The organism is Shinella sp. (genome assembly GCF_035998705.1).
In the GTDB taxonomy this organism is placed as follows: domain Bacteria; phylum Pseudomonadota; class Alphaproteobacteria; order Rhizobiales; family Rhizobiaceae; genus Shinella.
On the sequence record NZ_DASYHH010000007.1, the window covers coordinates 114295 to 136180 of the forward strand.

The 21886-nt window shown below is 65.6% G+C and carries 26 protein-coding genes; 15 read left to right on the forward strand and 11 right to left on the reverse strand.

Translation table 11 applies throughout. From position 1 onward, the window contains the following. Window positions 1-6: 6 nt before the first annotated feature. Complete coding sequence (locus VGN93_RS02170) at window positions 7-492, forward strand: F0F1 ATP synthase subunit B (RefSeq protein WP_327506159.1); 486 nt, start codon at window positions 7-9, stop codon at window positions 490-492. A gap of 82 nt (window positions 493-574) precedes the next feature. On the opposite strand, the gene VGN93_RS02175 is transcribed toward VGN93_RS02170, so the two are convergent. The 3 genes from VGN93_RS02175 to VGN93_RS02185 all read right to left on the reverse strand — a co-directional run bounded on the left by VGN93_RS02175 (window position 575) and on the right by VGN93_RS02185 (window position 2823). Next, window positions 575-751, reverse strand: a complete 177-nt coding sequence (locus VGN93_RS02175) for a hypothetical protein (protein WP_327506160.1) — start codon at window positions 749-751, stop codon at window positions 575-577. A gap of 114 nt (window positions 752-865) precedes the next feature. Beyond that, window positions 866-1516 carry a ribonuclease HII gene (locus tag VGN93_RS02180; protein ID WP_327506161.1) on the reverse strand — a complete coding sequence of 217 codons (651 nt, stop codon included), beginning with the start codon at window positions 1514-1516 and terminating at the stop codon, window positions 866-868. Between the two features lie 149 nt (window positions 1517-1665). Further along, window positions 1666-2823, reverse strand: coding sequence for a PA0069 family radical SAM protein (locus tag VGN93_RS02185; RefSeq protein WP_319310470.1), 1158 nt, complete (start codon window positions 2821-2823; stop codon window positions 1666-1668). A gap of 172 nt (window positions 2824-2995) precedes the next feature. On the opposite strand from VGN93_RS02185, the gene VGN93_RS02190 reads away from it, so the two are divergent. Beyond that, window positions 2996-3526, forward strand: a complete 531-nt coding sequence (locus VGN93_RS02190; protein ID WP_327506162.1) for a glycosyl transferase — start codon at window positions 2996-2998, stop codon at window positions 3524-3526. A gap of 99 nt (window positions 3527-3625) precedes the next feature. Here the strand turns inward: VGN93_RS02190 and VGN93_RS02195 are convergent, their stop codons facing one another. The 6 genes from VGN93_RS02195 to VGN93_RS02220 all read right to left on the reverse strand — a co-directional run bounded on the left by VGN93_RS02195 (window position 3626) and on the right by VGN93_RS02220 (window position 9276). Next, entirely contained in the window at window positions 3626-4612 is a 987-nt protein-coding gene (locus VGN93_RS02195) for a calcium-binding protein (protein WP_327506163.1), read from the reverse strand. Window positions 4613-4690: 78 nt separating this feature from the next. Further along, complete coding sequence (moaB, locus tag VGN93_RS02200) at window positions 4691-5239, reverse strand: molybdenum cofactor biosynthesis protein B (RefSeq protein ID WP_327506164.1); 549 nt, start codon at window positions 5237-5239, stop codon at window positions 4691-4693. Next, on the reverse strand, window positions 5226-6125 hold the full coding sequence (locus VGN93_RS02205; RefSeq protein WP_327506165.1) for a 4-(cytidine 5'-diphospho)-2-C-methyl-D-erythritol kinase: 900 nt from the start codon (window positions 6123-6125) through the stop codon (window positions 5226-5228). The genes moaB and VGN93_RS02205 overlap by 14 nt, the downstream gene beginning before the upstream one ends. A gap of 4 nt (window positions 6126-6129) precedes the next feature. Then, window positions 6130-7983, reverse strand: coding sequence for a tetratricopeptide repeat protein (locus VGN93_RS02210; RefSeq protein WP_327506166.1), 1854 nt, complete (start codon window positions 7981-7983; stop codon window positions 6130-6132). Further along, complete coding sequence (locus VGN93_RS02215; RefSeq protein WP_327506167.1) at window positions 7983-8189, reverse strand: hypothetical protein; 207 nt, start codon at window positions 8187-8189, stop codon at window positions 7983-7985. Before VGN93_RS02215 ends, VGN93_RS02210 begins: the two co-directional genes overlap by 1 nt. Window positions 8190-8259: 70 nt before the next feature. Next, on the reverse strand, window positions 8260-9276 hold the full coding sequence (locus tag VGN93_RS02220) for a polyprenyl synthetase family protein (protein WP_319310484.1): 1017 nt from the start codon (window positions 9274-9276) through the stop codon (window positions 8260-8262). A gap of 109 nt (window positions 9277-9385) precedes the next feature. Here VGN93_RS02220 and VGN93_RS02225 point away from each other — a divergent pair, with 109 nt between their 5' ends. The 7 genes from VGN93_RS02225 to VGN93_RS02255 all read left to right on the forward strand — a co-directional run bounded on the left by VGN93_RS02225 (window position 9386) and on the right by VGN93_RS02255 (window position 14927). After that, window positions 9386-9607 carry a DUF2007 domain-containing protein gene (locus VGN93_RS02225; RefSeq protein WP_327506168.1) on the forward strand — a complete coding sequence of 74 codons (222 nt, stop codon included), beginning with the start codon at window positions 9386-9388 and terminating at the stop codon, window positions 9605-9607. Between the two features lie 235 nt (window positions 9608-9842). Further along, on the forward strand, window positions 9843-10622 hold the full coding sequence (locus VGN93_RS02230; protein ID WP_327506169.1) for a tRNA1(Val) (adenine(37)-N6)-methyltransferase: 780 nt from the start codon (window positions 9843-9845) through the stop codon (window positions 10620-10622). A 78-nt stretch (window positions 10623-10700) separates the two neighbouring features. Then, on the forward strand, window positions 10701-11573 hold the full coding sequence (locus tag VGN93_RS02235; RefSeq protein ID WP_327506170.1) for a S49 family peptidase: 873 nt from the start codon (window positions 10701-10703) through the stop codon (window positions 11571-11573). Window positions 11574-11606: 33 nt separating this feature from the next. Beyond that, window positions 11607-11798, forward strand: coding sequence for a hypothetical protein (locus VGN93_RS02240; protein ID WP_327506171.1), 192 nt, complete (start codon window positions 11607-11609; stop codon window positions 11796-11798). A 211-nt stretch (window positions 11799-12009) separates the two neighbouring features. Beyond that, window positions 12010-13080 carry a dTDP-glucose 4,6-dehydratase gene (locus tag VGN93_RS02245; RefSeq protein WP_327506172.1) on the forward strand — a complete coding sequence of 357 codons (1071 nt, stop codon included), beginning with the start codon at window positions 12010-12012 and terminating at the stop codon, window positions 13078-13080. 158 nt (window positions 13081-13238) lie between these two features. Then, window positions 13239-14201: a glycine--tRNA ligase subunit alpha gene (locus tag VGN93_RS02250; RefSeq protein ID WP_327506173.1), complete on the forward strand. Its 963-nt coding sequence runs from the start codon at window positions 13239-13241 to the stop codon at window positions 14199-14201. A 21-nt stretch (window positions 14202-14222) separates the two neighbouring features. Next, window positions 14223-14927, forward strand: coding sequence for an SDR family oxidoreductase (locus tag VGN93_RS02255; protein WP_327506174.1), 705 nt, complete (start codon window positions 14223-14225; stop codon window positions 14925-14927). A gap of 58 nt (window positions 14928-14985) precedes the next feature. Here the strand turns inward: VGN93_RS02255 and VGN93_RS02260 are convergent, their stop codons facing one another. Beyond that, window positions 14986-15183 carry a hypothetical protein gene (locus tag VGN93_RS02260; protein ID WP_327506175.1) on the reverse strand — a complete coding sequence of 66 codons (198 nt, stop codon included), beginning with the start codon at window positions 15181-15183 and terminating at the stop codon, window positions 14986-14988. A 191-nt stretch (window positions 15184-15374) separates the two neighbouring features. Here VGN93_RS02260 and VGN93_RS02265 point away from each other — a divergent pair, with 191 nt between their 5' ends. The 6 genes from VGN93_RS02265 (at window position 15375) to VGN93_RS02290 (ending at window position 21282) form a co-directional block, all read left to right on the forward strand. After that, window positions 15375-15923 carry a LemA family protein gene (locus VGN93_RS02265; RefSeq protein WP_256118549.1) on the forward strand — a complete coding sequence of 183 codons (549 nt, stop codon included), beginning with the start codon at window positions 15375-15377 and terminating at the stop codon, window positions 15921-15923. 14 nt (window positions 15924-15937) lie between these two features. Next, window positions 15938-17887: a DUF2207 domain-containing protein gene (locus VGN93_RS02270; protein WP_327506176.1), complete on the forward strand. Its 1950-nt coding sequence runs from the start codon at window positions 15938-15940 to the stop codon at window positions 17885-17887. 63 nt (window positions 17888-17950) lie between these two features. Beyond that, the gene (locus VGN93_RS02275; RefSeq protein WP_327506177.1) at window positions 17951-18232 is read left to right on the forward strand and encodes a type II toxin-antitoxin system RelE/ParE family toxin; all 282 of its coding nucleotides are present in this window, start codon (window positions 17951-17953) and stop codon (window positions 18230-18232) included. Between the two features lie 15 nt (window positions 18233-18247). Continuing rightward, on the forward strand, window positions 18248-18547 hold the full coding sequence (locus VGN93_RS02280; RefSeq protein WP_319310510.1) for a HigA family addiction module antitoxin: 300 nt from the start codon (window positions 18248-18250) through the stop codon (window positions 18545-18547). Between the two features lie 91 nt (window positions 18548-18638). Continuing rightward, window positions 18639-20753, forward strand: coding sequence for a glycine--tRNA ligase subunit beta (gene glyS, locus VGN93_RS02285; RefSeq protein WP_327506178.1), 2115 nt, complete (start codon window positions 18639-18641; stop codon window positions 20751-20753). Between the two features lie 13 nt (window positions 20754-20766). Continuing rightward, window positions 20767-21282, forward strand: a complete 516-nt coding sequence (locus VGN93_RS02290; protein WP_327506179.1) for a DUF523 domain-containing protein — start codon at window positions 20767-20769, stop codon at window positions 21280-21282. An 80-nt stretch (window positions 21283-21362) separates the two neighbouring features. Here VGN93_RS02290 and VGN93_RS02295 read toward each other — a convergent pair whose 3' ends face one another. Continuing rightward, window positions 21363-21839 (reverse strand): plant virulence effector HPE1-like domain-containing protein, encoded by a 477-nt coding sequence (locus VGN93_RS02295; protein WP_327506180.1) that lies wholly within the window; start codon window positions 21837-21839, stop codon window positions 21363-21365. Window positions 21840-21886: the final 47 nt, after the last annotated feature.

The following is a 21886-nucleotide window of genomic DNA, read 5'->3' on the forward strand; positions in this document are numbered from 1 at the left end:
GATCCCATGGCATTCGACGCAACATTCTATGCCTTTGTCGGCCTCCTCCTGTTCCTGGCCCTCATCGCCTACCTCAAGGTTCCGGGCATGATGGCCAAGGGCCTCGACGCCCGCGCGGAAAAGATCCAGAACGAGCTGGCGCAAGCCAAGCGTCTTCGCGAGGAAGCCCAGCACCTGCTCGCCGAATACCAGCGCAAGCGCAAGGATGCCGAGGCGGAAGCCGCCAGCATCGTCGCCGCCGCTGAACGCGAGGCGAGCGCGCTGACCGCGGAAGCCAAGCAGAAGACCGAGGAATACGTCGCCCGTCGCACGGTGCTGTCCGAGCAGAAGATCAAGCAGGCCGAAACCGACGCGATCAACGCCGTGCGCGCCGCCGCCGTCGACCTCGCGGTCGCCGCCGCCGAAAAGGTCATCGCCGCCAAGGCCGATGCCGCAACCGACAAGACGCTCTTCGCCAACGCCATCAGCGAAGTGAAGACCCGCCTCAACTGAGGCCCTTCCACAGCGTGATATTGAAAAAAAAGGCCGGAGCGATCCGGCCTTTTTGCTTTTGGTTCTTCGGGGAGGGCGACGCTTACCTGCAGATCTTGATCTTCTTGACGACCAGGTTGCCGTAGTAGTCGTAGGAGTGGATCTTCTTGACGAAGCAATGGGGTTGGTAACCGTAGCTGTAATAGCCGGCCTGCGACGGGGCCGCGAAGGAAACGGCGGCGACGATTGCGACGGTGGCGGAAACGATCAACTTGCGCATGGGGGTCTCTCCTGATTGGTTGGGTCTGTTCGGTTGGATGGGCCTCTCTCGTCCAGTGACCAGACTTTCCCATATCGCCCCGACGTCCGCTGTTCCGGATGGAACAGGGCGGGATTATTCCTGCCTCAGCGGGCGAAAACTCATGCGGTGCAGCCGGCAGGGGCCGATGGCCTGGATGGCCTTGCGGTGGACCTCGGTGGCATAGCCGGCGTGCAGGGCGAAGCCGTAGCCGGGGAAGGTCGCCTCGGCCCGCGCCATCATGCGGTCGCGCATGACCTTGGCGACGATCGAGGCGGCGGCGATGGAGAGCGAGCGGGCGTCGCCCTTGACGACGGCGCGGCCCTCGCAGGCGAGGCCGGGCGGGATGTCGCGGCCATCGGCCAGCACCAGCTTCGGCGTGACCTCCAGGCCGGCGACGGCGCGGCGCATGGCGTCGAGGCTCGCCTTGCGGATGTCGATGACGTCGATGCGCTGCGAACAACTGGAAGCGACGGAGACGAAGGCCGATTGCAGGATGAGGGCGAAGAGCTGCTCGCGCCTGGCCGCGGTGAGCTGCTTGGAATCATTCAGGCCGTCGGGGATGTTGTCCGGGTCGAGCACCACGGCCGCCGCGACGACGGGACCGGCGAGCGGGCCGCGGCCGGCCTCGTCCGTGCCGGCGACCGGCCAGAGGCCGCGCTTGCGGGCGGCAAGCTCCATCAGGAAATCCGGCCCTTCGGGCAGGTCGAAAAGAAGGCGGGAATCGGAGGATGCGGGACGGGACATGCGGCGAACCTCGCACATCCATCCGATTCCCTGCAAGTCCCCCGGCAGGAGGCGGATGCCGGAGGTGCAACCGGCGCGCCCGGGGAAGACGGGCCGGAAGATGGTGCCGGGCGCGGACGCCCGTCAGATTTGGTTGTCGGGCGCAGCCTTCAAAGCAGCGAGAGCTGTACGCCGATGCCCGAGGGCGGCACGAACTGGTCGCTGGCGAGGCTGCGGCGGGTGCGGGTCAGTTCCAGCCGCTTGGCCGCCATCTCGAAGCGCCGGGCGATCTGCCAGGCATAGGGACCGGCGCCCTTCATGCGCTTGCCGAACTCGGCGTCGTAATCCTTGCCGCCGCGCATGGAGCGCACCAGCGACATGACGTGGCGGTAGCGATCCGGATAGTGCTGCAGCAGCCAGTCGCGGAAGAGCGGGCTCACCTCCAGCGGCAGGCGGAGCAGCACATAGCTCGCCTCGCAGGCGCCGGCCGCCTTGCCCGAATCGAGCACGCGCTCGATCTCGTGGTCGTTAAGGCCGGGAATGACCGGCGCCATCATGACGGCGACGGGAATGCCGGCCTCCGACAGCGCGCGAATGGCTTCCAGCCGGCGCGGCGGGGTCGCGGCGCGCGGCTCCATGGTGCGGGCCAGCTTTCGGTCGAGCGTGGTGACAGAAATACCCGCCCAGGCCAGCCCGCGCGCCGCCATGCGGCCGAGAATGTCGATGTCGCGCATGACGAGCGCCGACTTGGTGACGATCGACACCGGATGGTTGGCGGCATCCAGCACTTCGAGGATCTGGCGCATGATGCGCCATTCCTTCTCGATCGGCTGGTAGGGATCGGTATTGGTGCCGATCGCGATGACGCGCGGCTTGTAGCCGGGCTTGGAAAGCTCGCGCTCCAAGAGTTTCGGCGCATCCGGCTTGGCAAAGAGTTTGGCCTCGAAGTCTAGGCCGGCGGAGAGGCCCATGAAGGCATGGGTCGGCCGGGCGAAACAATAGATGCAGCCATGCTCGCAGCCGCGATAGGGGTTGATCGAGCGGTCGAAGGGGATGTCGGGCGAATCGTTGCTGGTGATGATCGTGCGCGGCTTTTCCACCTGCACCTCGGTGCGGAAGGGCGGCAGGTCTTCCAGCGTCTGCCAGCCGTCGTCGACCGTCTCCCGCGTCACCGGCTCGAACCGGCCGGTGAAGTTGAGCCCGGCGCCACGGCCACGCCGGCGTTCCGCCTCGACGCGCATGCCCGATTGTGCCATCAGCGCTTCGGCAACGTCTTTCGTGTGGCCGGGCGCGAGTGCACCCTGCCTGAGATCGGCAAGATCGTTCATGGCTGTCTCCGGCGGGGCAGGGCCCCGGTTCAATGACTATATTCCTATCGCCGATATGAGAACAATGCAAGAACAAAATTCCGTTTGCCGCTAACCATGCGGGCTAACCATGCCGGAACATAGCCTTGCGAGGGCGGTGGAAATTCATGCTGCGATGCGGTATTGCAGAGGGATGCTGACAATCATCATGGAATGCCGGGACAACGAGGCCGAGCTTGCGCAGACGTTGTCGGCGCTGGTGATCGGCGCCGTGCAGGGCCTGGTGCGCGACGTGATCGTGCTCGACCACGGCTCGCGCGACGGCTCGGCCAGGGTGGCGGATGCCGCCGGCTGCCGCTTCCTGACGAACTGGGACATGAAGGATGTGGTGCGCTCGGCGCGCGGCGACTGGCTGCTGCTGCTGGAGCCGGGCGCGCGCCCGCTGACGGGCTGGGTCGATGCCATCGCCGACCATGTCTCGATGAGCAAGAACCCGGCGCGCTTCCTCGCGTCGCGCAGCCACCGCCGGCCGTTCTTCAAGCGTTTTGCCCGGCGCACCGCGCCGCTGGAGCAGGGTTTTCTCGTCAGCAAGCGCCAGGCGTCGGCGACCGTGCGCACCGGCATGGCGCTCGCCGACGTGGCGAGCGGTTCGGGCGTAAAACTGGTCGCCGAGATCGTGCCCGCCTGGGCCGTCAGGGCGATGCGGGCCGAGATCGCGGATTAGAGTTTGTCAGGGAAAAGTGGGAACCGGTTTTCCCGAAAAGACAAACGAAAACAAAGGAAACTAGCAGTATGTCTGGTTCAGTCTGAACCTGACATACTGCTAGAGCAGGAAATCGCTGCGGAACAGGCTGCCAAGCCCCTGGACCTCGATCTCGAAGTCTGCTTGGCCATCGCCGTTGACGTCGCCGGACACCACGCCGCCTTCGAAGCGGAGCTCGCCGGCATCGCCGGAAAAGCCGTTGCCGCCGATGAACGAAAAGGCCTGGTTGCCGCCGCGGCCGGCATCGGCGTCGATGTCGCGCAGGTCGATCTTGTCGCCGTCGCTGAAGTCGAGGATGACGTCGCGCCGGGCACCCACCGCCGATTCGAACACGCCGTTGAAGTCGAAACGGTCGGCGCCGCTGTCGCCCTGCAACAGGTCCATGCCGCGGCCGCCGGTCAGCACGTCGTTGCCGCCGCGCCCGGCGATCTGGTCGTCGCCGCCAAGACCCTTCAAGAGGTTCGCCACGCCGGAGCCGAAGAGAATGTCGCCGGCATTGGTGCCCGCGGCATTCTCGATGCTGATCAGGCGCTCGAAGCGGTTGGAGCCGGTCTGCGCCAGGCCCGAGCCGAGATCGATGCCGACGCCGGAGCCGCCGACCACATTGTCGTCGTCGCGCGGCAGGTAGCTGATCGAATCGACGCCCGAGCCGCCATGAAAGGTGTTCTGCTCGCCGACGGAGAAGAAGCGGTCGTTGCCGCCCTCGCCGAAATAGCTGCTCTTGAAGGTGCTGACGACGATCTTGTCGCTGCCGGCACCGGCCTTGACGATGTCGGCGCGCTCGTTGACGAAGGAGCCGAAGCCGGTGCCGACATAGGTATCGTTGCCGGCGCCGAGCAGGATGACGCTGCCGTCTTCCTTCATGTTGACGACGCTGTCGTTTCCGGCGCCGGCATCCACCTGGTTGCGGCCGCCGAAATCGTCGGTGCGGTTGAGGATGATGGTGTCGTTGCCGCCGCGCGCAAAAATCGTCACTTCGACATTGTCGAAGCTGCTGCCCTGTACGAAGCGGTCTGCGCGGTTGGTGCCGTTGATCGTGCGTCCCATTGGTCTCTCCTCAACTTTTCGATTGCTGGGAAAGTCATAGGGGGCTATGCTGCGGCGCGCAGTCACCCATGGAACAGGTCAGCCGGCGGTGCGCTTCAGGTGTTCATCGAGGCGCGGCATGATTTCCACGAAGTTGCAGGGCATGTGGCGATAGTCGAGCTGCGCCTTCAAAATGCCGTCCCAGGCGTCCTTGCAGGCGCCCGGCGAGCCCGGCAGCACGAAGATGAAGGTGGCGTTGGCGACGCCGCCGGTCGCGCGCGACTGGATCGTCGAGGTGCCGATCTTGTCATAGGAGATGCGGTGGAAGACCTCGGAAAAGCCGTCCATGCGCTTTTCGAAGATCGGCTCCAGCGCTTCCGGCGTCACGTCGCGGCCGGTAAAACCCGTGCCGCCGGTGGTGATGACCACGTCGATCGCGTCGTCGCGCGTCCAGGCCTCCACCGTTGCACGGATTTCGGCGACGTCGTCCGTCACGATGGCGCGGGCGGCGAGGCGATGGCCTGCCTCCGCGATGCGGGCGACGAGCGTGTCGCCCGATCGATCCGTATCGGGGGTGCGCGTGTCGGAGACGGTGAGCACGGCGATGCCGACCGGGATGAAGGACCTTGTCTCGTCAATGCGTGCCATGGGTTGCTCCAATTGTGCGGGTCGCCACGAAGAACCACTGCGGGTGTTGCTCGCCAAGGACAGCGGCCGCGGCCTTTGCGGCGTCATCCGACGGGTATAGCGCGAAGCACGTCGCGCCGGAACCGGACATGCGCACGAGATCCGCGCCCGTGGCCGAGAGGCTCTGCGAAAGAGACGCGATCTCGGGGCAGAGCTGCCGGGCAGGGGCTTCCAGGTCGTTGCGCAACCGCGACAGCAGGCTCACCCAATCTTCCCGGCCGGTGACGGGAACGAAGGGCGGATTGTGCTTGGAGGCGAGCGCCTTGAAGACTGCCGGCGTGGAGACGCCGACCATGGGATTGGCGAGCACGATCGGCATGGACGGCATGGTCAGCGGCGTGAGGCTGTCGCCGACGCCGCGGGCCATCAGCGGCTGTCCGACAAGGCACATCGGCACGTCGGCGCCGAGGCCGATGGCGATGGCGTCGCGCTCGCTCTTCGGCAGATCCGCCTGCCAGAGTGCCAGAAGCCCGCGCAGGGTCGCCGCCGCATCCGCCGATCCGCCGCCGATGCCGGACGCGATGGGCAGGTTCTTTTCGAGATGGATGTGCACGGGCGGAGCCGCCTGTCCGCGCCGCTCCAGCGCGGCCCGCAGCCGGTCGCGCGCGCGGATGACGAGATTGTCGCCATCGGCCGCGAGCGCCTCTGCAAAGCGGCCGGACAGCGTGAACCGGTCTTCCGCCGCCGGCGACAGGCCGATGCGGTCGCCATAGGCTGTGAAGGTCACGAGGCTTTCGAGGAGGTGATAACCGTCCTCGCGCTGGCCGATGACGGCGAGCGCGAGGTTGATCTTGGCCGGCGCCGGTTCGATAAGCGTGAAACCCGCCAGGCTGTCTTCTGCCGGCATGTGGTCAGGACTTGCGGTCGACCGCCGTGCCTTCCGGCGAGGGGTTCTCCACCGGCTTTTCGTCCTTGGCTTCGGCGGAAGCCGGCTCGGTCTTCTTGAGTTCGGGCAGGCCGTTCTCGATCTTCACCTTGATCTTCGGGATTTCCGCCTCTTCCGGCTTCAGGCCGAGCGCACGGTTCCACTGGAAGGTAGCTTCCAGCTTGCGGCCGACGCGCCAGTAGGCATCCCCCAGATGGTCGTTGATCGTCGGGTCGCCGGCCTTCAGCTCCGCCGCACGCTCCAGCTCCGCCACGGCGTCGGAAAAGCGGTTGAGGCGGTAATAGGCCCAGCCGAGCGAGTCGACGATGTACCCGTCGTCAGGCTTGATGCTGACGGCGCGGCGGATCATGTCCAGCCCCTCGTCGAGGTTGATGTTCATGTCCACCCAGGAATAACCCAGATAGTTCAGCACCTGCGGCTGTTCCGGGTTGAGCTCCAGCGCCTTGCGGAAGTTCGGCTCGGCCTTTTCCCATTCCTTCAGACGCTCATAGGCGATGGCGCGCTGGAAGAAGACGCTCCAGTGGTTGCGCGTCGGCACCGGGCCGATGGCCTCGACCGCGCGGTCATAGAGCGCCGCCATGTCCTTGTAGTCCTTGGCATCAGACAGCACGCTGCCGAGCGCCAGATAGCTGCGCAGGTCCGACGGATCGGCCTCGATCAGCTCTTGCAAGTGCTTCTTGGCTTCCGGCACCTTGCCGGTATCGGCGAGGTTCAGGCCGAGCTGCAATTCGGAAATGCGCCGCATCGGCGATTTTTCCGGCACGGCGCGGTAATATTCGATGGCGCGTTCCGGCTTCTTCTGGTTTTCGGCAAGCCCGCCGAGCAGCACCAGCATGTCGTCGCTATCCGGGTCGAGCGCGCGCGCCGCCTGCATATAGAGCGAGACGATGTCTTCCGCGCCTTCGCGGTTCAGCGCCCCGCCGATCGAAAACAGCACGGCGGCAGCCCCCTGGGCTGCCGTGCGCACCTGCTGTTCCTGCTTTTCGCCGGCCTCGATGCTCTGACGCAGCGCCTTCAGCGGCGCGTAGCTGGTGATGAAGCTGTCGCCGACCGAAATCGCATCGAGCGCCTTCTGCTTGTTGCCCTCATGGGCTTCCAGCCGGGCGAGCGCCATGACGGCACGGATGAACGTATCCGGTGCTGCACTCGCGCCATTGCGGTCGAGCACCGCGTCGTTGAGGCGGGCGCGTGCCGTCGCCTTGTCGCCGGCCGCGGCGGCGAGTGCGCCGGCATGGTAGTTCTTGAAGATGGCGAGCCATTCCGGCCCGTCCATGCGGGAGATCAGCTTGATCGCGTCCTTCGACTTGCCGTCGCCGAACTTGGCCCAGGCGAGCAGCAGGTCGTTCATCATGCGGTCCAGATCGTTCGGACCCTTGTAGACGAGGATCTTTTCCGCGCTCTTGTATTCGCGCTTGCGGATCGCCTCCATGCCACGCACCACGGCGGTGATGCGCTCGACGGCCGGGTCGTTGCGCAGCGCATCGGCGAGCTTCACGCCCTCCTCGAAGTCGCCGTTCATCAGCTGCGTCACCATCAGGCGCTGCTTGACGTCGGTGTTGGTGGCGTCGAACTGCAGCGCAATCTTGTAGAGCGCGACGGCGGTCACGTAGTCCTTGTCGAAATCCGCGGTGCGGGCGGCCAGGAACGCGCCGGAGAAGGTGTTGACGCTCAAGGGATCGAACGGCGTTTCCTCGGCGGCTGCCGCTGCGGGCTTGTCCTCCGCATAGGCCGCCTGGGGGCCGGCCAGGGAACCGGCAAGCACGATGCTGGCCGCTATCGCCACGCCGGAGAGAAGCCGAAGGAGAAGGGAATGCCGCATCAAAATGCCTTTCGCCAGAAAGTGTAGAGTTCGCCCCGGAGGCCGGTCGCGCCAAATCCGGCCACGATCAGGCCCAAATCAGTCACGGACTCATGACGGCAGAGAATGGCTTTTTTGGCGCGGTGCGGCAAGAAAATCCTGCCGTGCCGTTTTTCATCGGGGAAGTGGAACGGCGCGCGCCGAGCATCAAGTGCTAACGTGGTCACCGTTGAAAGCGCCACAAGGGAGCGGCCGTTCCATCGAGAAGTTTACCACGACCGCCCCAATTGACAACCGTCAGCTGACGCGGGCAATCGAGAAGTCGATGACCTCGAGCAGCGCATCCTTCCATGGCGATGCCGGCAGCGGGGCGAGTGCGTCGCGGGCGATCATGCCGTAGTGCTGGGCGCGGGCGATCGTATCCGTCAGGCCGCCATATCGGGTGATGAGGCCGAAGGCGCGCTCCAGGTTGGCATCGTCGCTCTTGCCGCCCTCGATGGCTTCCCGCCAGAAGGCGCGGTCTTCCGTCGTGCCGCGGCGCCAGGCGAGGATGACCGGCAGCGTGATCTTGCCCTCGCGAAAATCGTCGCCGGTATTCTTGCCGAGATCGGCCGCCTTGCCGCCATAGTCGAGCGCGTCGTCGACGAGCTGGAAGGCGAGGCCGAGATTCATGCCGTAGGATTTCAGCGCGTTGCGCTCGGCCCGGTTGGTGTTGGCGATGATCGGCCCGACTTCCGATGCGGCCGCAAAGAGCGCCGCCGTCTTGGCGCGGATGACCTGGAGATAGTCGTCCTCGGTCGTCTCCATGTTCTTGGCGACGGACAGCTGCAAGACTTCGCCTTCCGCGATCACGGTGGCGGCGGTCGAGAGCACGTCGAGCGCTTCCAGCGACCCGACCTCGACCATCATCTTGAAAGCCTGGCCGAGCAGGAAATCGCCGACCAGCACGCTCGCCTGGTTGCCCCAGATCATGCGCGCGGTGGATTTGCCGCGGCGAAGGTCGCTTTCATCGACGACGTCGTCATGCAGCAGCGTCGCCGTGTGCATGAACTCGACGCTGGTCGCGAGCTTGATGTGATGGTCACCGTCGTAGCCGAACATCGAGGCGGCGGCGAGCGTCAGCATGGGGCGCAGGCGCTTGCCGCCCGAAGAGATCAGGTGGTTGGCGACCTCCGGGATCATCTGCACGTCGGAGCCGGCTTTCGACAGGATAAGCTGGTTCACCCGCTCCATGTCGGCCTTTGTCAGATCGACGAGCGGCTTCACCGATGCCTGTTTGTTTTTGCCTTCTTCAAGCGGTATCACGACGCCCAAATGCCCGGACTCCTGTTCATTTTTGTTGAAAGACAATAGAAAGCGGGGCTTCCTGCGGCAAGAGGCGAATTGTCCCGCCTCGGCAATTATGGCTGGAAAAAGAACCCGTATGATCGAATTGATCCGCACCAACGACGCCGTCCTGCTTTCCTTCGCGGAAAGCCTGATGAAGGAGGCCGGCATCCACTGCCTGATCGCCGACGAGGCGATGAGCATCCTCGAAGGCTCGCTCGGCATGCTGCCGCGCCGCTTCCTGGTGGAAGGCGACCGGGAAGACGAGGCACGCCGCATCCTCAAGGGCGCGGGGCTGGCGGCGGAGTTGCGGCCGTGATGATGGCGGGCTTTCTTTCGGGGGAGGCGGCATACGTGGCACCCCCCTCTGCCCTGCCGGGCATCTCCCCCTCAGGGGGGGAGATTGGCAAGGGGAGGGCGCATAGCTTACCCATCGACACCTGTTTGGGGCGAGACGTTGCAGCGGACCGATCTCCCCCCTTGCGGGGGAGATGCCCGGCAGGGCAGAGGGGGGAAGGCGGCACACGCTTCGTTTCCCACGAGGCGCCCCACCCATGACCGTCACCGAAACCGTCGACGCCTTCCACCGCGGCCGCTTCCATGTCGTCCAGCCGAAGGGCATCGGGCACCGCTCCGGCATGGACGCCATGCTGCTCGCCGCCCTCGTTAGCGGCGAGGGGCCGATGCGCGTCGCCGATCTCGGCGCCGGCGCCGGTGCAGCCGGGCTCGCCGTCGCCTCCCGTCTCGAAAAAGCGGAGGTGCTGCTCGTCGAGCGTTCTGCGCTCATGGCCGGTTTCGCCCGCAAGTCGCTCGCCCTGGACCTGAACGCCGCCTTCGCCGGCCGTGTCTCGGTGCTCGAAGCCGACGTTGCGCTCATCGGCAGGGCGCGCGTCGCCGCCGGCCTTGCCGATGACGTTCACGATCACGTCATCATGAACCCGCCCTTCAACGACGGCGCCGACCGCCGCACGCCGGACGCGCTGAAGGCGGAGGCGCATGCCATGGAGGACGACCTCTTCGAGCGCTGGATCCGCACGGCCGGCGCCATCCTGAAACCCGGCGGCCAACTCTCGCTCATCGCCCGCCCGGAATCGATTGGCGAAATCCTCGCCGCCTGCGGCCGCCGCTTCGGCGGCATCGAAATCACCCCCATCCACCCCCGCGCCGGCGAAAGCGCGCTGCGCATCCTCGTCACCGCCATCAAGGGCTCCCGCGCCCGCCTCGCCCTGCGCATGCCCCTCGTCATGCACGACGGCCCGCACCACGCCTTCACACTCTTCGTGGACGATCTCAACAATGGCCGCGCGAGCTATCCGCGCCTGCGAAAACCCTGAATTTCGGCACTCGCCATTGTGTTTTCCCCCGCCGTGCATACATCAGCCGGGCAAGGAAACAGGAGACAGGATCGCGCGATGGCCGGATTTTTGAAGTCGCTGGTGCCGAAGAGGTTTCGCAAGGAGGGGATCGCGATCCCCGTCGTCCGGCTGCAAGGGGCGATCATGGCGGCGGGCAGCCAGTTCCGGCCGCCGCTGAACCTTTCGACCGCAGCGCCGGCGCTGGAAAAGGCCTTCGCCTATCGTGATGCGCCGGCGGTGGCGATCTCCATCAATTCGCCCGGCGGCTCGCCGGTGCAGTCGCGGCTGATCTTCCAGCGCATCCGGGAGCTCGCCGCGGAGAAGAACAAGCGCGTGCTGGTCTTCGTCGAGGATGTCGCGGCGTCCGGCGGCTACATGATCGCGCTCGCCGGCGACGAAATCTTTGCCGATCCCACCTCGATCGTCGGTTCGATCGGCGTCGTGTCCGGCGGCTTCGGTTTTCCGGAAATGCTGAAGAAGATCGGCGTCGAGCGGCGCGTCTATACCGCGGGCACCAACAAAGCGATCCTCGACCCGTTCCAGCCGGAGCGCGAAAACGAGATCGAATACCTGAAATCCCTGCAACTCGAAATCCACCAGGTCTTCATCGACATGGTGAAGGACCGCCGCGGGGCGAAACTCGCCGACGATCCGGACCTGTTTTCCGGCCTGTTCTGGACCGGCGGGCGCGGCGTCGCGCTGGGCCTGGTCGATGGTCTCTCGGACATGCGCTCGGAGCTGAAGCGGCGATATGGGCCGAAGACGCGGCTGGAGCTGGTTTCGGCGCCCAAGGGGCTGTTTGGCCGCAAGGCGCCGGGCGTCGGGGGGCTTTCCGGCGACGTGGCGGAGCGTATAAGCTCGGCCGGCGTGGCGGCGGTGGCCAGTCTCGCGGAAGAAAAAGCGCTGTGGGGCCGCTTCGGCCTTTCCTGACAGCGCGTACGATAAAACAATAGGGGAGGGGCGATGGCCCAGATCATCTTTCTGCTTCTGGTCGTCGGCCTTGCCTGGTTCGGCTATCGCAAGTTCGTGTCCGATGCCGAGCGGTTGAGCAAGCTGCGCAAGCGCGGCGAGGAGGAACGCCGCACCGGCGCGACGGGCACGCTCGTCAAGGATCCGGAAACCGGCGAATACCGCCTGCGCCGCGACGACGAATAGCCTTTCGGCACGTTTTTGTGCCGTTACGGGAGCGGCCTGCGGCTCGCGCCGTGCCGTGCCGGTACATTAACCAACCGTCGTAAGGTTAATGCCGCATTTATTCCTTTGCAGCCCAAGGTTGGCGTTGCTCCTGCGCGCAGGAAACCCGATTTAACGGCTAGGGTTGCCATGACGGCGTCCCGCAAAGCGCCTGCGATGAACGGAGTATGCCATGGCCTCGCTCGATCTCGATCGGATCCGCACCATCGTCGTGACGGGCGGTGCCGGCTTCGTCGGCTCGCACATCGTCGACGACCTGCTCCAGCATTGCCCGAATGCCCGCGTGCGCGTGCTCGATTCCTTCACCTATGCCGCCGACATGTCCCATCTCGACGCCGCCTTCCGCACGGGCCGCGTGACGCTCCAGGAAGGCGACGTCGGCAATCTCGATCTCGTCACCGAGGTTCTGAAGGATGCCGATCTCGTCGTGCATGCGGCCGGCGAAAGCCATGTCGAACGCGCCTTTTCCGTGCCGGAACGGTTTACGCTCGCCAATGCGCTGGGCACCCAGGTGCTGGTGGAGGCGATGGGCCGCCGCAACGTGCCGCTGATGATCCATGTCAGCTCGGCGGAGGTCTATGGCGCCGGCAGTGGCGGGCTGGTCGGCGAGCTTGCGCCGCTGCTTCCCGACAATCCGCACGGCGCCTCCAAGGCCGCCGCCGAAATGCTGATCGCGGGGCTGCGCCGCTCCTTCGGCCTTGATATCCGCGTGCTGCGCCCGGTCAACATCGTCGGCACCCGCCAGAACACCGAAAAGCTTCTGCCGCGCTTTCTGGAACTTGCGGCCGTCGGCCGGCCGCTGCCGGTGCATGGCGACGGCATGCAGACGCGCGCCTTCGTCACCATGACGGATTTCTGCGCGGCGCTGCGCACGGTCGTGACCCGGGGCGCGGAAAACGCCACCTACAATGTCGCGGGCGATGACCTGCACGACATCCTCTCCGTCGCCCGCCTGGTGCTCGATGCCGTGCAGGACCCGGTCTCCGGCGTGAGCTTCACCGCCGGCCGGCCCGACAATGTCGGCCGCCCGCCGCTCGATACGCGTGCGCTGGAGGCGCTCGGCTGGCAGGCGAAGAGCACGCTGCGCCGCGAACTCCCGATGCTCGCCGCCTGGTATGGCGCCCGCGTGCCCGCGGGCCTGCGCCGGCAGTTGCATCAGGTGCCGGACCTCGCACCCCAGCGCGTGCAGGCCGTCACCCAGGCCGCCGGCTCCGGCCTGTTCCGCTCGCTCGAACGGCACTGAGGAAACAGGCGACAGGCTGTAGGGCGGAAGAGACGCGTGGCCTATTCCCTTCGCTACTCCCTACTGCCTACTGCCTAACGCCTCCCCATCCCTTGACCCTTCCGGCGCATCGTGGCACCAGTCCGCCAGCTTTTTCAAAGAATGCCCGGACGAAACCGATGACCTCAGCCACCCTGCCTGACCATATGAACCCGACGCGCTCCTTCCAGGGGCTGATCCTGACGCTGCACAACTATTGGGCGGACAAGGGCTGTGCGGTGCTTCAGCCCTATGACATGGAAGTGGGCGCCGGCACGTTCCACCCGGCAACGACGCTGCGTGCGCTCGGCCCCCGCCCGTGGCGCGCCGCCTATGTGCAGCCCTCGCGCCGCCCGTCGGATGGCCGCTACGGCGAAAATCCCAACCGTCTCCAGCACTATTACCAGTACCAGGTCATCCTGAAACCGAACCCTTCGAACCTTCAGGAACTCTATCTCGGCTCGCTGGCGGCGATCGGCCTCGATCCGCTGCTGCATGACGTGCGCTTCGTCGAGGACGACTGGGAAAGCCCGACGCTCGGTGCCTGGGGGCTGGGCTGGGAATGCTGGTGCGACGGCATGGAAGTCTCGCAGTTCACCTATTTCCAGCAGGTCTGCGGCATCGAATGCGCGCCCGTCGCCGGCGAACTGACCTACGGCCTCGAGCGCCTCGCCATGTATGTGCAGGGCGTCGACAACGTCTACGACCTGAACTTCAACGGCCGCGAGGGTGACGAGAAGATCACCTATGGCGACGTCTTCCTGCAAGCCGAGCAGGAATATTCCCGCCACAACTTCGAATTCGCCGACACCGCCATGCTGCACCGCCACTTCATCGATGCGGAAAAGGAATGCCAGGCGCTTCTGGCCGCCGGCGCCCCGGGCGATGCCGATAACCAGCGCCTGCACAAATGCGTGCTGCCGGCCTACGACCAGTGCATCAAGGCGTCGCACATCTTCAATCTGCTGAATGCCCGCGGGGTTATCTCCGTGACAGAGCGCGAACGTTATATCGCGCGCGTTCGTGTGCTGGCCAAGGAATGCGGCGAGGCCTTCCTGCTGACGGATGCGGGCGGCGTGAACTGGAATAAGGACGCGGCATAGACGCAACCGGGAGGACAAGGCATGACAGTCGAAAAAGTGGCAATCATCACCGCAGGCGGCAGCGGCATGGGCGCGGCGGCTGCCCGGCGGCTGGCGACGGACGGCTTCAAGATCGCCGTGCTCTCCTCCTCCGGCAAGGGCGAGGCGCTGGCGCAAGAGTTCGGCGGCCTCGGCGTCACCGGCTCCAACCAGTCGAACGACGACCTGAAGCGCCTCGTCGACGGCGCAATGGAGCGCTGGGGCCGCATCGACGTGCTGGTCAACAGCGCCGGCCACGGCCCGCGCAAGCAGATCCTCGAATTGACCGACGAGGACTGGCACGCCGGCATCGACGTCTATTTCCTGAACGCCGTGCGCCCGACGCGTCTCGTCACCCCGATCATGCAGAAACAGAAATCCGGCGTGATCATCAACATCTCGACCGCCTGGGCCTTCGAGCCGAGCGCCATGTTCCCGACTTCGGCGGTCGCGCGCGCCGGCCTCGCCTCCTTCACCAAGGTCTTCGCCGATACCTATGCGGCCGAAAACATCCGCATGAACAACGTGCTGCCCGGCTGGATCGACAGCCTGCCGGCGACGGAAGAGCGGCGCGACGGCGTGCCGATGAAGCGCTACGGCACCAGCGAGGAGGTCGCCGCCACGGTCGCCTTCCTCGCTTCCGACGGTGCCGGCTACATCACCGGCCAGAACATCCGCGTCGACGGCGGCATCACCCGCTCCATCTGACACGGCAAACATTGCGACTGTTTTCGCCTCTCCGGTTTCGCCGGGGAGGCGTTTTCGTTCAGGCCAGCGTCGAAGCCTTTACGCCGAGTTCCCAGACGGGCTTCAGGGTGGGGAAGGCGCCGGTGGGGAGCTGGCCGGCATAGGTCTGGAGCGCCCGGCGTACACCCTTCGGACGGTCGACCGCTGCACCCATCGTATAGGCGAGGAAGAGGGCGGTGAAACCGATAACGTTGATGGTGAGGACGAGGGCTTTCATGGCGGTTGCTTCGGGGTTCGTGTTGTTGATGAAGCGACTATCGATGAAAGCCCGTCCTTCCGCGGTTCCCGGGGTGACAGGACGCTGATGTCTTTGGGAAAATTGACGCTTCATCCGGCCTTGCGGGGCTTTCCTGCGGCGCTTCGGATGCTAAGCTCAGGGCAGAACGCACTGAAGGAGCGGAGAACCTCATGATCGGTCTGGCAATCGCGGCGGTGGTCGTCATCTACGCCATCATCATCTACAACGGCCTCGTGCGCGCACGGCAGGTGAAGGAGGAGGCCTGGTCCGGCATCGACGTGCAGCTGAAGCGCCGCGCCGACCTCATCCCCAACCTCATCGAAACCGTGAAGGGCTATGCCGCGCACGAAAAGGAGACGCTGGAAAACGTCGTGGACCTGCGCAACCGCGCCCAGGCCGTGCCCGCCGGCGACGTCGCCGGCCGCGCCCAGGCGGAAGGCATGCTGAGCCAGGCGCTCGGCCGCATCTTTGCGCTCGCCGAAGCCTATCCGGACCTCAAGGCCAACCAGAACTTTGCGGAGTTGCAGCAGACGCTGGAAACGCTGGAAGGCGAGATCCAGATGTCGCGGCGCTACTACAACGGTGCGGCGCGCGATCTGAACGTCAAGGTCGAGAGCTTCCCCTCGAACCTCGTCGCCGGTCTCTTCAAATTCCTGAAGGCGCCCTATTTCGAGATCGAAAACCCGGCCGACCGGGCCGTGCCGACCGTAAAGTTCTAGATCTGGAGTTCTTCATGATGCGGATTGCCGCCCTCCTGACGCTGTGGCTCTGCCTTCTGGTCGGGGGCGCGGCCCGGGCGGAAGAATATTTCGACCGCTACCATTCCGATATCGCGGTCGCCAGAAACGGCACGCTGACGGTGACGGAGGCGATCCGCGTCTATGCCGAGGGCAACCAGATCCGCCGCGGCATCTACCGCGATTTCCCGTTGACCTTCGTCGACGCCGAAGGCCGCGAGCGCGAAGTCGGCTTCAAGATCCTCAGCGTCGAGCGCGACGGCCGTCCGGAACCCTACCGCACGGAAAGCATCCGCCGCGGCGTCCGCATCTATTTCGGCTCCGCCGATGTGCTCATCGATCCCGGCTTCCACCAATACCGCCTGACCTACGAGACGACGCGGCAGATCCGGTTCTTCGACACGCATGACGAACTGTTCTGGAACGTCACCGGCACCGAATGGGCCTTCCCGATCCACCGGGCGAGCGCGACGGTCACGCTGCCGCCGGGCGTGAATGCGGAGGAATTGACCTTTTTCACCGGCCCCTTCGGCGCCACCGACAAGAACGCCCGCGCCGAAAATCGCGGCAACCGGGCGACTTTCGAGACGACGCGGGAGCTTGGGCCGCAGGAGGGCCTGACGATCGGCGTGAAGATGCCGGCCGGCAGCATCGACAAGCCGACGGCGGCGGAAGAACGCGCACTGTTCTTCAAGGACAACCGCAGCCTTTTCCTGGCCTTCGGCGGTCTCGTCCTCGTCGTCGGCTATTATCTCTGGGCCTGGCTCTCCGTCGGCCGCGATCCGCCGGGGGGCGTCGTCGTGCCGCGCTGGGATGCGCCGGAGGGCCTGTCGCCCGCCCTCGTCAACTATATCGAGGAGAAGGGTTTTGGCGGACGCGGCTGGACGGCGGTGTCGGCCGCCTTCCTCAACCTCGCGGTCAAGGGGCTGGTCGAGCTCACCGACCTCAAGACCTCGCTCACCGTCACCCGCACGGAAAAACCCGTCGAGGGCGAATTGCCGACGGGCGAGAAGGTTCTGCTCAACGCGCTCAAAAGCCCCGGCGCCAGCCTCGTCATCGACAAGAGCAACGGCAAGCGCGTGCAGACGCTCGGCAGCGATTTTCGCGATGCGATGGAAAAGGAGCACCGGCGCAAATATTACCTCGCCAACTGGCCGCAGGTGATCGGCGGCATCCTCCTGTCGCTCGTCTGCCTGGCCACCCTGCTGATCTTCGGCGGGCTCTCGGAGGACGGCATCGCGCTGGTCATCCTGCCGCTCTTCGCCTCGGTCTTCGTGTCGATCTTCGCCGTGGCGCTCGGGCAGAATTTCAAGCGGGCGAAATCGCTCGGCGCACGCATCCTCGCCGTCGTCATCATCGCCTTCGTCGGCTTCGTGTCGCTCACCGTCTTCGGCAGCATCACCGTCGCGCTGTTCGTCACGAGCGCCGCCTCCGGCCAGATGCCGCTCTTTGCCGCCGTCGGCGGCATCATCGTCGCCAATCTCGTCTTCTTCTTCCTGATGGGCGCACCGACACCGCTCGGCCGCAAGCTGATGGACGGCATCGAGGGCCTGCGCCAATATCTGACGCTCGCCGAAAAGGACCGCATGAACATGGCCGGCGCGCCGGAAATGTCGCCCCGCCATTTCGAAACGCTGCTGCCCTATGCCGTGGCGCTCGGCGTCGAAAAACCCTGGTCGGAAACCTTCGACCGCTGGCTTCTCGCGGCTGCCGCGGCCGGTGCCGCCGCTGCCGCCTACCAGCCCGCCTGGTATCACGGCGACAGCTTCTCCTCCGGCCGCTTCTCCGACCAGATGGGCGGCTTTACCGGCTCCATGGCCAGCACCATGACCGCCTCGCTCCCCGCCCCGCCCAGAAGCTCGTCCTCCGGCTTCTCCTCCGGCGGCGGCGGCGGTGGCGGCTCCTCGGGGGGAGGCGGCGGTGGGGGCGGTGGCGGCGGGTGGTAGGTCCGCCAGAAACAGTGGATGGACGGATGTATCATTCAATGATACAAATGCGAAGGCAATGAAATGATCCGCTCGTACAGGGGGAAGCTTGTCGAATCGGTCGCCGACGGCACGGTGAAGAAGGGGTTTCCGCCTGAACTCGTTCGACGTGCCCAACAGTTGCTCACCGTGCTGCACGCGGCGGTCACCCTGGACGACCTTCGTTCACCGCCGGGAAATCGGCTGGAAAAACTGGTCGGTAATCGGGACGGCCAGCATTCGGTCCGTATCAACAGGCAATGGCGGATCTGTTTTCGCTGGACCGATGCGGGGCCGGAAGATGTCGAAATTGTCGACTACCACTGAGATAGGAATGACGTCATGGTTTCGGTAAAGCTGCCGCCCATTCATCCGGGGGAAATCCTGAACGACCTCTATCTGGCACCGCTGGAGATGAGCGCCGGCGCACTGGCGGGTAAACTGAACGTGCCGCGCACGCGTGTCGAACGCATCGTTGCAGGCCGTGTCGGCATCACGTCGGACACGGCGCTTCGTCTCGCGAAATTCTTCGATACCACACCGGAATTCTGGATGAATTTGCAGACGGCATACGAACTCAAGATCGAGGCCGAACGCAAGAAGGCCGACATCGCGCGCATCCCCGTTCACGACGCGGCCTGATATGCGACTTTTCGGGCAATCACTGGATGACTTTTTGCATGGGGCTTGCTAAGTCCCCGCCAGTCGAAAACTCCACCAGTCAGTGACCCTTATGCCCGATCTTCTGCTTGAACTCCGCTCCGAGGAAATCCCCGCCCGCATGCAGCGCAAGGCGGCGGGTGATCTGAAGAAACTCGTCACGGACGCGCTGGTGGAGGCGGGCCTGACCTATGAGGGTGCGCGCGAATATTGGACGCCGCGGCGCCTGACGCTCGATATTCGCGGCCTCAATGCCCGCTCGAGCGACGTGCGCGAGGATATCAAGGGACCGGCGACCTCGGCGCCCGAGCAGGCGATCCAGGGTTTTCTGCGCAAGGCGGGCCTGGCATCGGTCGCTGAGGCCCATGTGCACAGCGATCCCAAGAAGGGCGATTTCTACGTCGCGCATACGGTCAAGCCGGGCCGCCCGGCCGATGAGATCATCGCCGAGGTGATGCCGGGCATCATCCGCAATTTCCCCTGGCCGAAGTCTATGCGCTCCGGCGCCGCCTCGGCAAAACCCGGCGCGCTGCGCTGGGTGCGCCCGCTGCAATCGATCGTCTGCACCTTCGGCTCGGAGACGGAAGAGACGCGCGTCGTGCCCTTCGAGGTCGACGGGCTGGTGGCCGGCAACGTCACCTACGGCCACCGCTTCCATGCGCCGGATGCCATCACCGTGCGCCGCTTCGAGGACTATTCCGCCAATCTCGAAAAGGCCAGGGTCGTGCTCGATGCCGAGCGCCGCAAGCAGATCATCGCGACGGACGCCAACAATATCGCCTTCGCCAACGGCCTCGAACTGGTCGAGGACGAGGGCCTGCTGGAGGAAGTTTCCGGCCTCGTCGAATGGCCGCAGGTGCTGATGGGCACGTTCCAGGAGGAATTCCTGGCGATCCCGTCGGAAATCATCCGCCTGACCATCAAGACCAACCAGAAATGTTTCGTCACCCGCAAGCCGGGCGCCGACACGCTTTCCAACCACTTCATCCTCATCGCCAATATCGAGGCCAAGGACGGCGGCAAGGAGATCGTGCATGGCAACGGTAAGGTCGTGCGCGCCCGCCTGTCGGACGCCAAGCACTTCTGGCAGCGCGACCAGCGCGACCTGCCCGACCTCGACACGCTGAAGGCATCCGCCGAAAAGTTCGACCTCGATCTCGCAAAGCCGCTCGACCAGCGCATGGCCAAGCTCGACGCGCTGAACGTCACCTTCCATGCCAAGCTCGGCACGCAGGGTGCCCGCGTCGAGCGCATCCGCAGGCTCGCCGCCGAACTCGCCAAGGTGACCGGTGCCGATACCGCGCTCGTCGACCGCGCCGTGGTGCTCGCGAAAGCCGACCTGCGCACTGAAGCCGTGGGCGAGTTCCCGGAACTCCAGGGCATCATGGGCCGCAAATATGCAATCCTCCAGGGCGAGGACGCCGCGGTCGCCGAGGCGATCGAGGACCACTGGAAGCCGAACGGCCCCTCCGACCGCCTGCCGGGCGACAAGATCGGCGTGACCGTGGCGCTTGCCGACAAGCTCGACACGCTAACCGGCTTCTGGGCGATCGACGAGAAGCCGACCGGCTCGAAGGACCCCTATGCGCTGCGCCGCGCGGCCCTTGGCGTCATCCGCATGCTGCTCGAAAAGAACATCCGCCTGCCGCTCGCGTCGGTCGCGAAGGATGCGGACCTCATCGCCTTCTTCCACGATCGCCTGAAGGTCTACCTCCGCGATCTCGGCGCGCGCCACGACCTGATCGACGCCGTGCTGACGCCGGAGGCTGACGACCTCCTGATGGTCGCCCGCCGTGTCGAGGCGCTGACGGCGTTCATCACCTCGGAAGACGGCCAGAACCTGCTTGCCGGCACCAAGCGCGCGACGCAGCTGCTCGCCGCCGAAGAGAAGAAGGGCACCGTCGTCGAAGGCGCAGTCTCGGCGGACCTGCTGAAGCTCGACGCTGAAAAGGCGCTCCACGCCGCCGTGGAGACCGCCTCGAAGGAGGCCGCCGCCGCCGTCGCCTGCGAAGACTTCCGCTCCGCCATGGAAGCGCTCTCGGCACTGCGCGCGCCGGTCGATCAGTTCTTCACGGACGTGCTCGTCAACGACGAGGACCCGGCCATCCGCGCCAACCGTCTGGCACTTCTCGCCGCCATCCGCGCGGCAACCGGCACGGTGGCGGATTTCTCCAGGATAACGGGATGAGGGGAAGGCGCTGATGTCGGGAAAAATCCTCATCAGCGCCTGTCTTGCCGGCCTGCCGGTCCGTTACAACGGCTCGGCGAAACCGCTCCTGCACGACGCCGTCGATCGCTGGCGGTCGGAGGGGCGGCTGGTGACGCTCTGTCCGGAGCTTGCGGGCGGCTTCCAGGTGCCGCGGCCGCCGGCGGAGATCGAAGCGGGGTGCGATGGCGACGACGTGCTCGACGGGCGGGCGCGCGTGCTGGAGCTTTCCGGCGGGGATGTTTCGGCGGCCTATATCGACGGCGCGCGCATCGCGCTCGATGTCGCGCGGGAAAACGGCTGTTTGCATGCGCTCTTGATCGACGGCAGCCCGTCCTGCGGCTCCGGCTTCGTCTATGACGGCAGCTTTTCAGGGATCAGGCATGCGGGGCAGGGGGTGACGGCAGCGCTGTTGCGCCGAAACGGCATCGCCGTCTATTCCGACCTTGAGGTCGACCAGCTCGTCAGCGATTTGGGAGAAGCCGGCCGACACGATTGCGCCCCCGCTTGAGGTCAGGGGCGCAAAACGTCCGCTCTCGCGGATTGCTGTCAGCCTGGAGGGACTGAGAGGCAGGGACCGCCAGTATGCGGTCAGTTGAGCCGAAGTTCAAATCCTGCCGGATCAAACTCCCGTGAAGTGGCCATGGCGGCAGTCCTTGCCGCGCGCGCTGCGCTCTCGTCGAGCGCGCCGGTCCTGGCGCCGGCATCGACGGTTTCCGTCGCAGTGGCCTTCTCGTCCAGCGGCGTTTCGGCGTCGGCGGCCTGCACCGTCTCCGCCGGGGCCTTGCTCACGAAGAGCACGGGCGAGCCGCCCATCCAGGCTTCCGTGCGAAACACCTTGCGCTCGCCGTTCTGCTCGCGGATCTCCACCTTCTGCGTGCCGGGCTCGATGGCGTCGACATGGTAGGTGACAGACTTGGCCTTTGGCTTCAGCGCCGGACAATCCTCGCAGCGGATCGTCTCGACGCTGGTGCCGTCGACGGTGGCGCTGGCGAGCGGTTCGATCGAGCCCGCAAAGGCCGGAGCGGCGAAAAGCATCAAAGCAAGGGTCGGCAGCAGGGTACGCATGAACGGTTCTCCCTCAGGGTTGAGAGGAGAATAGCGCCCGCCGGTTA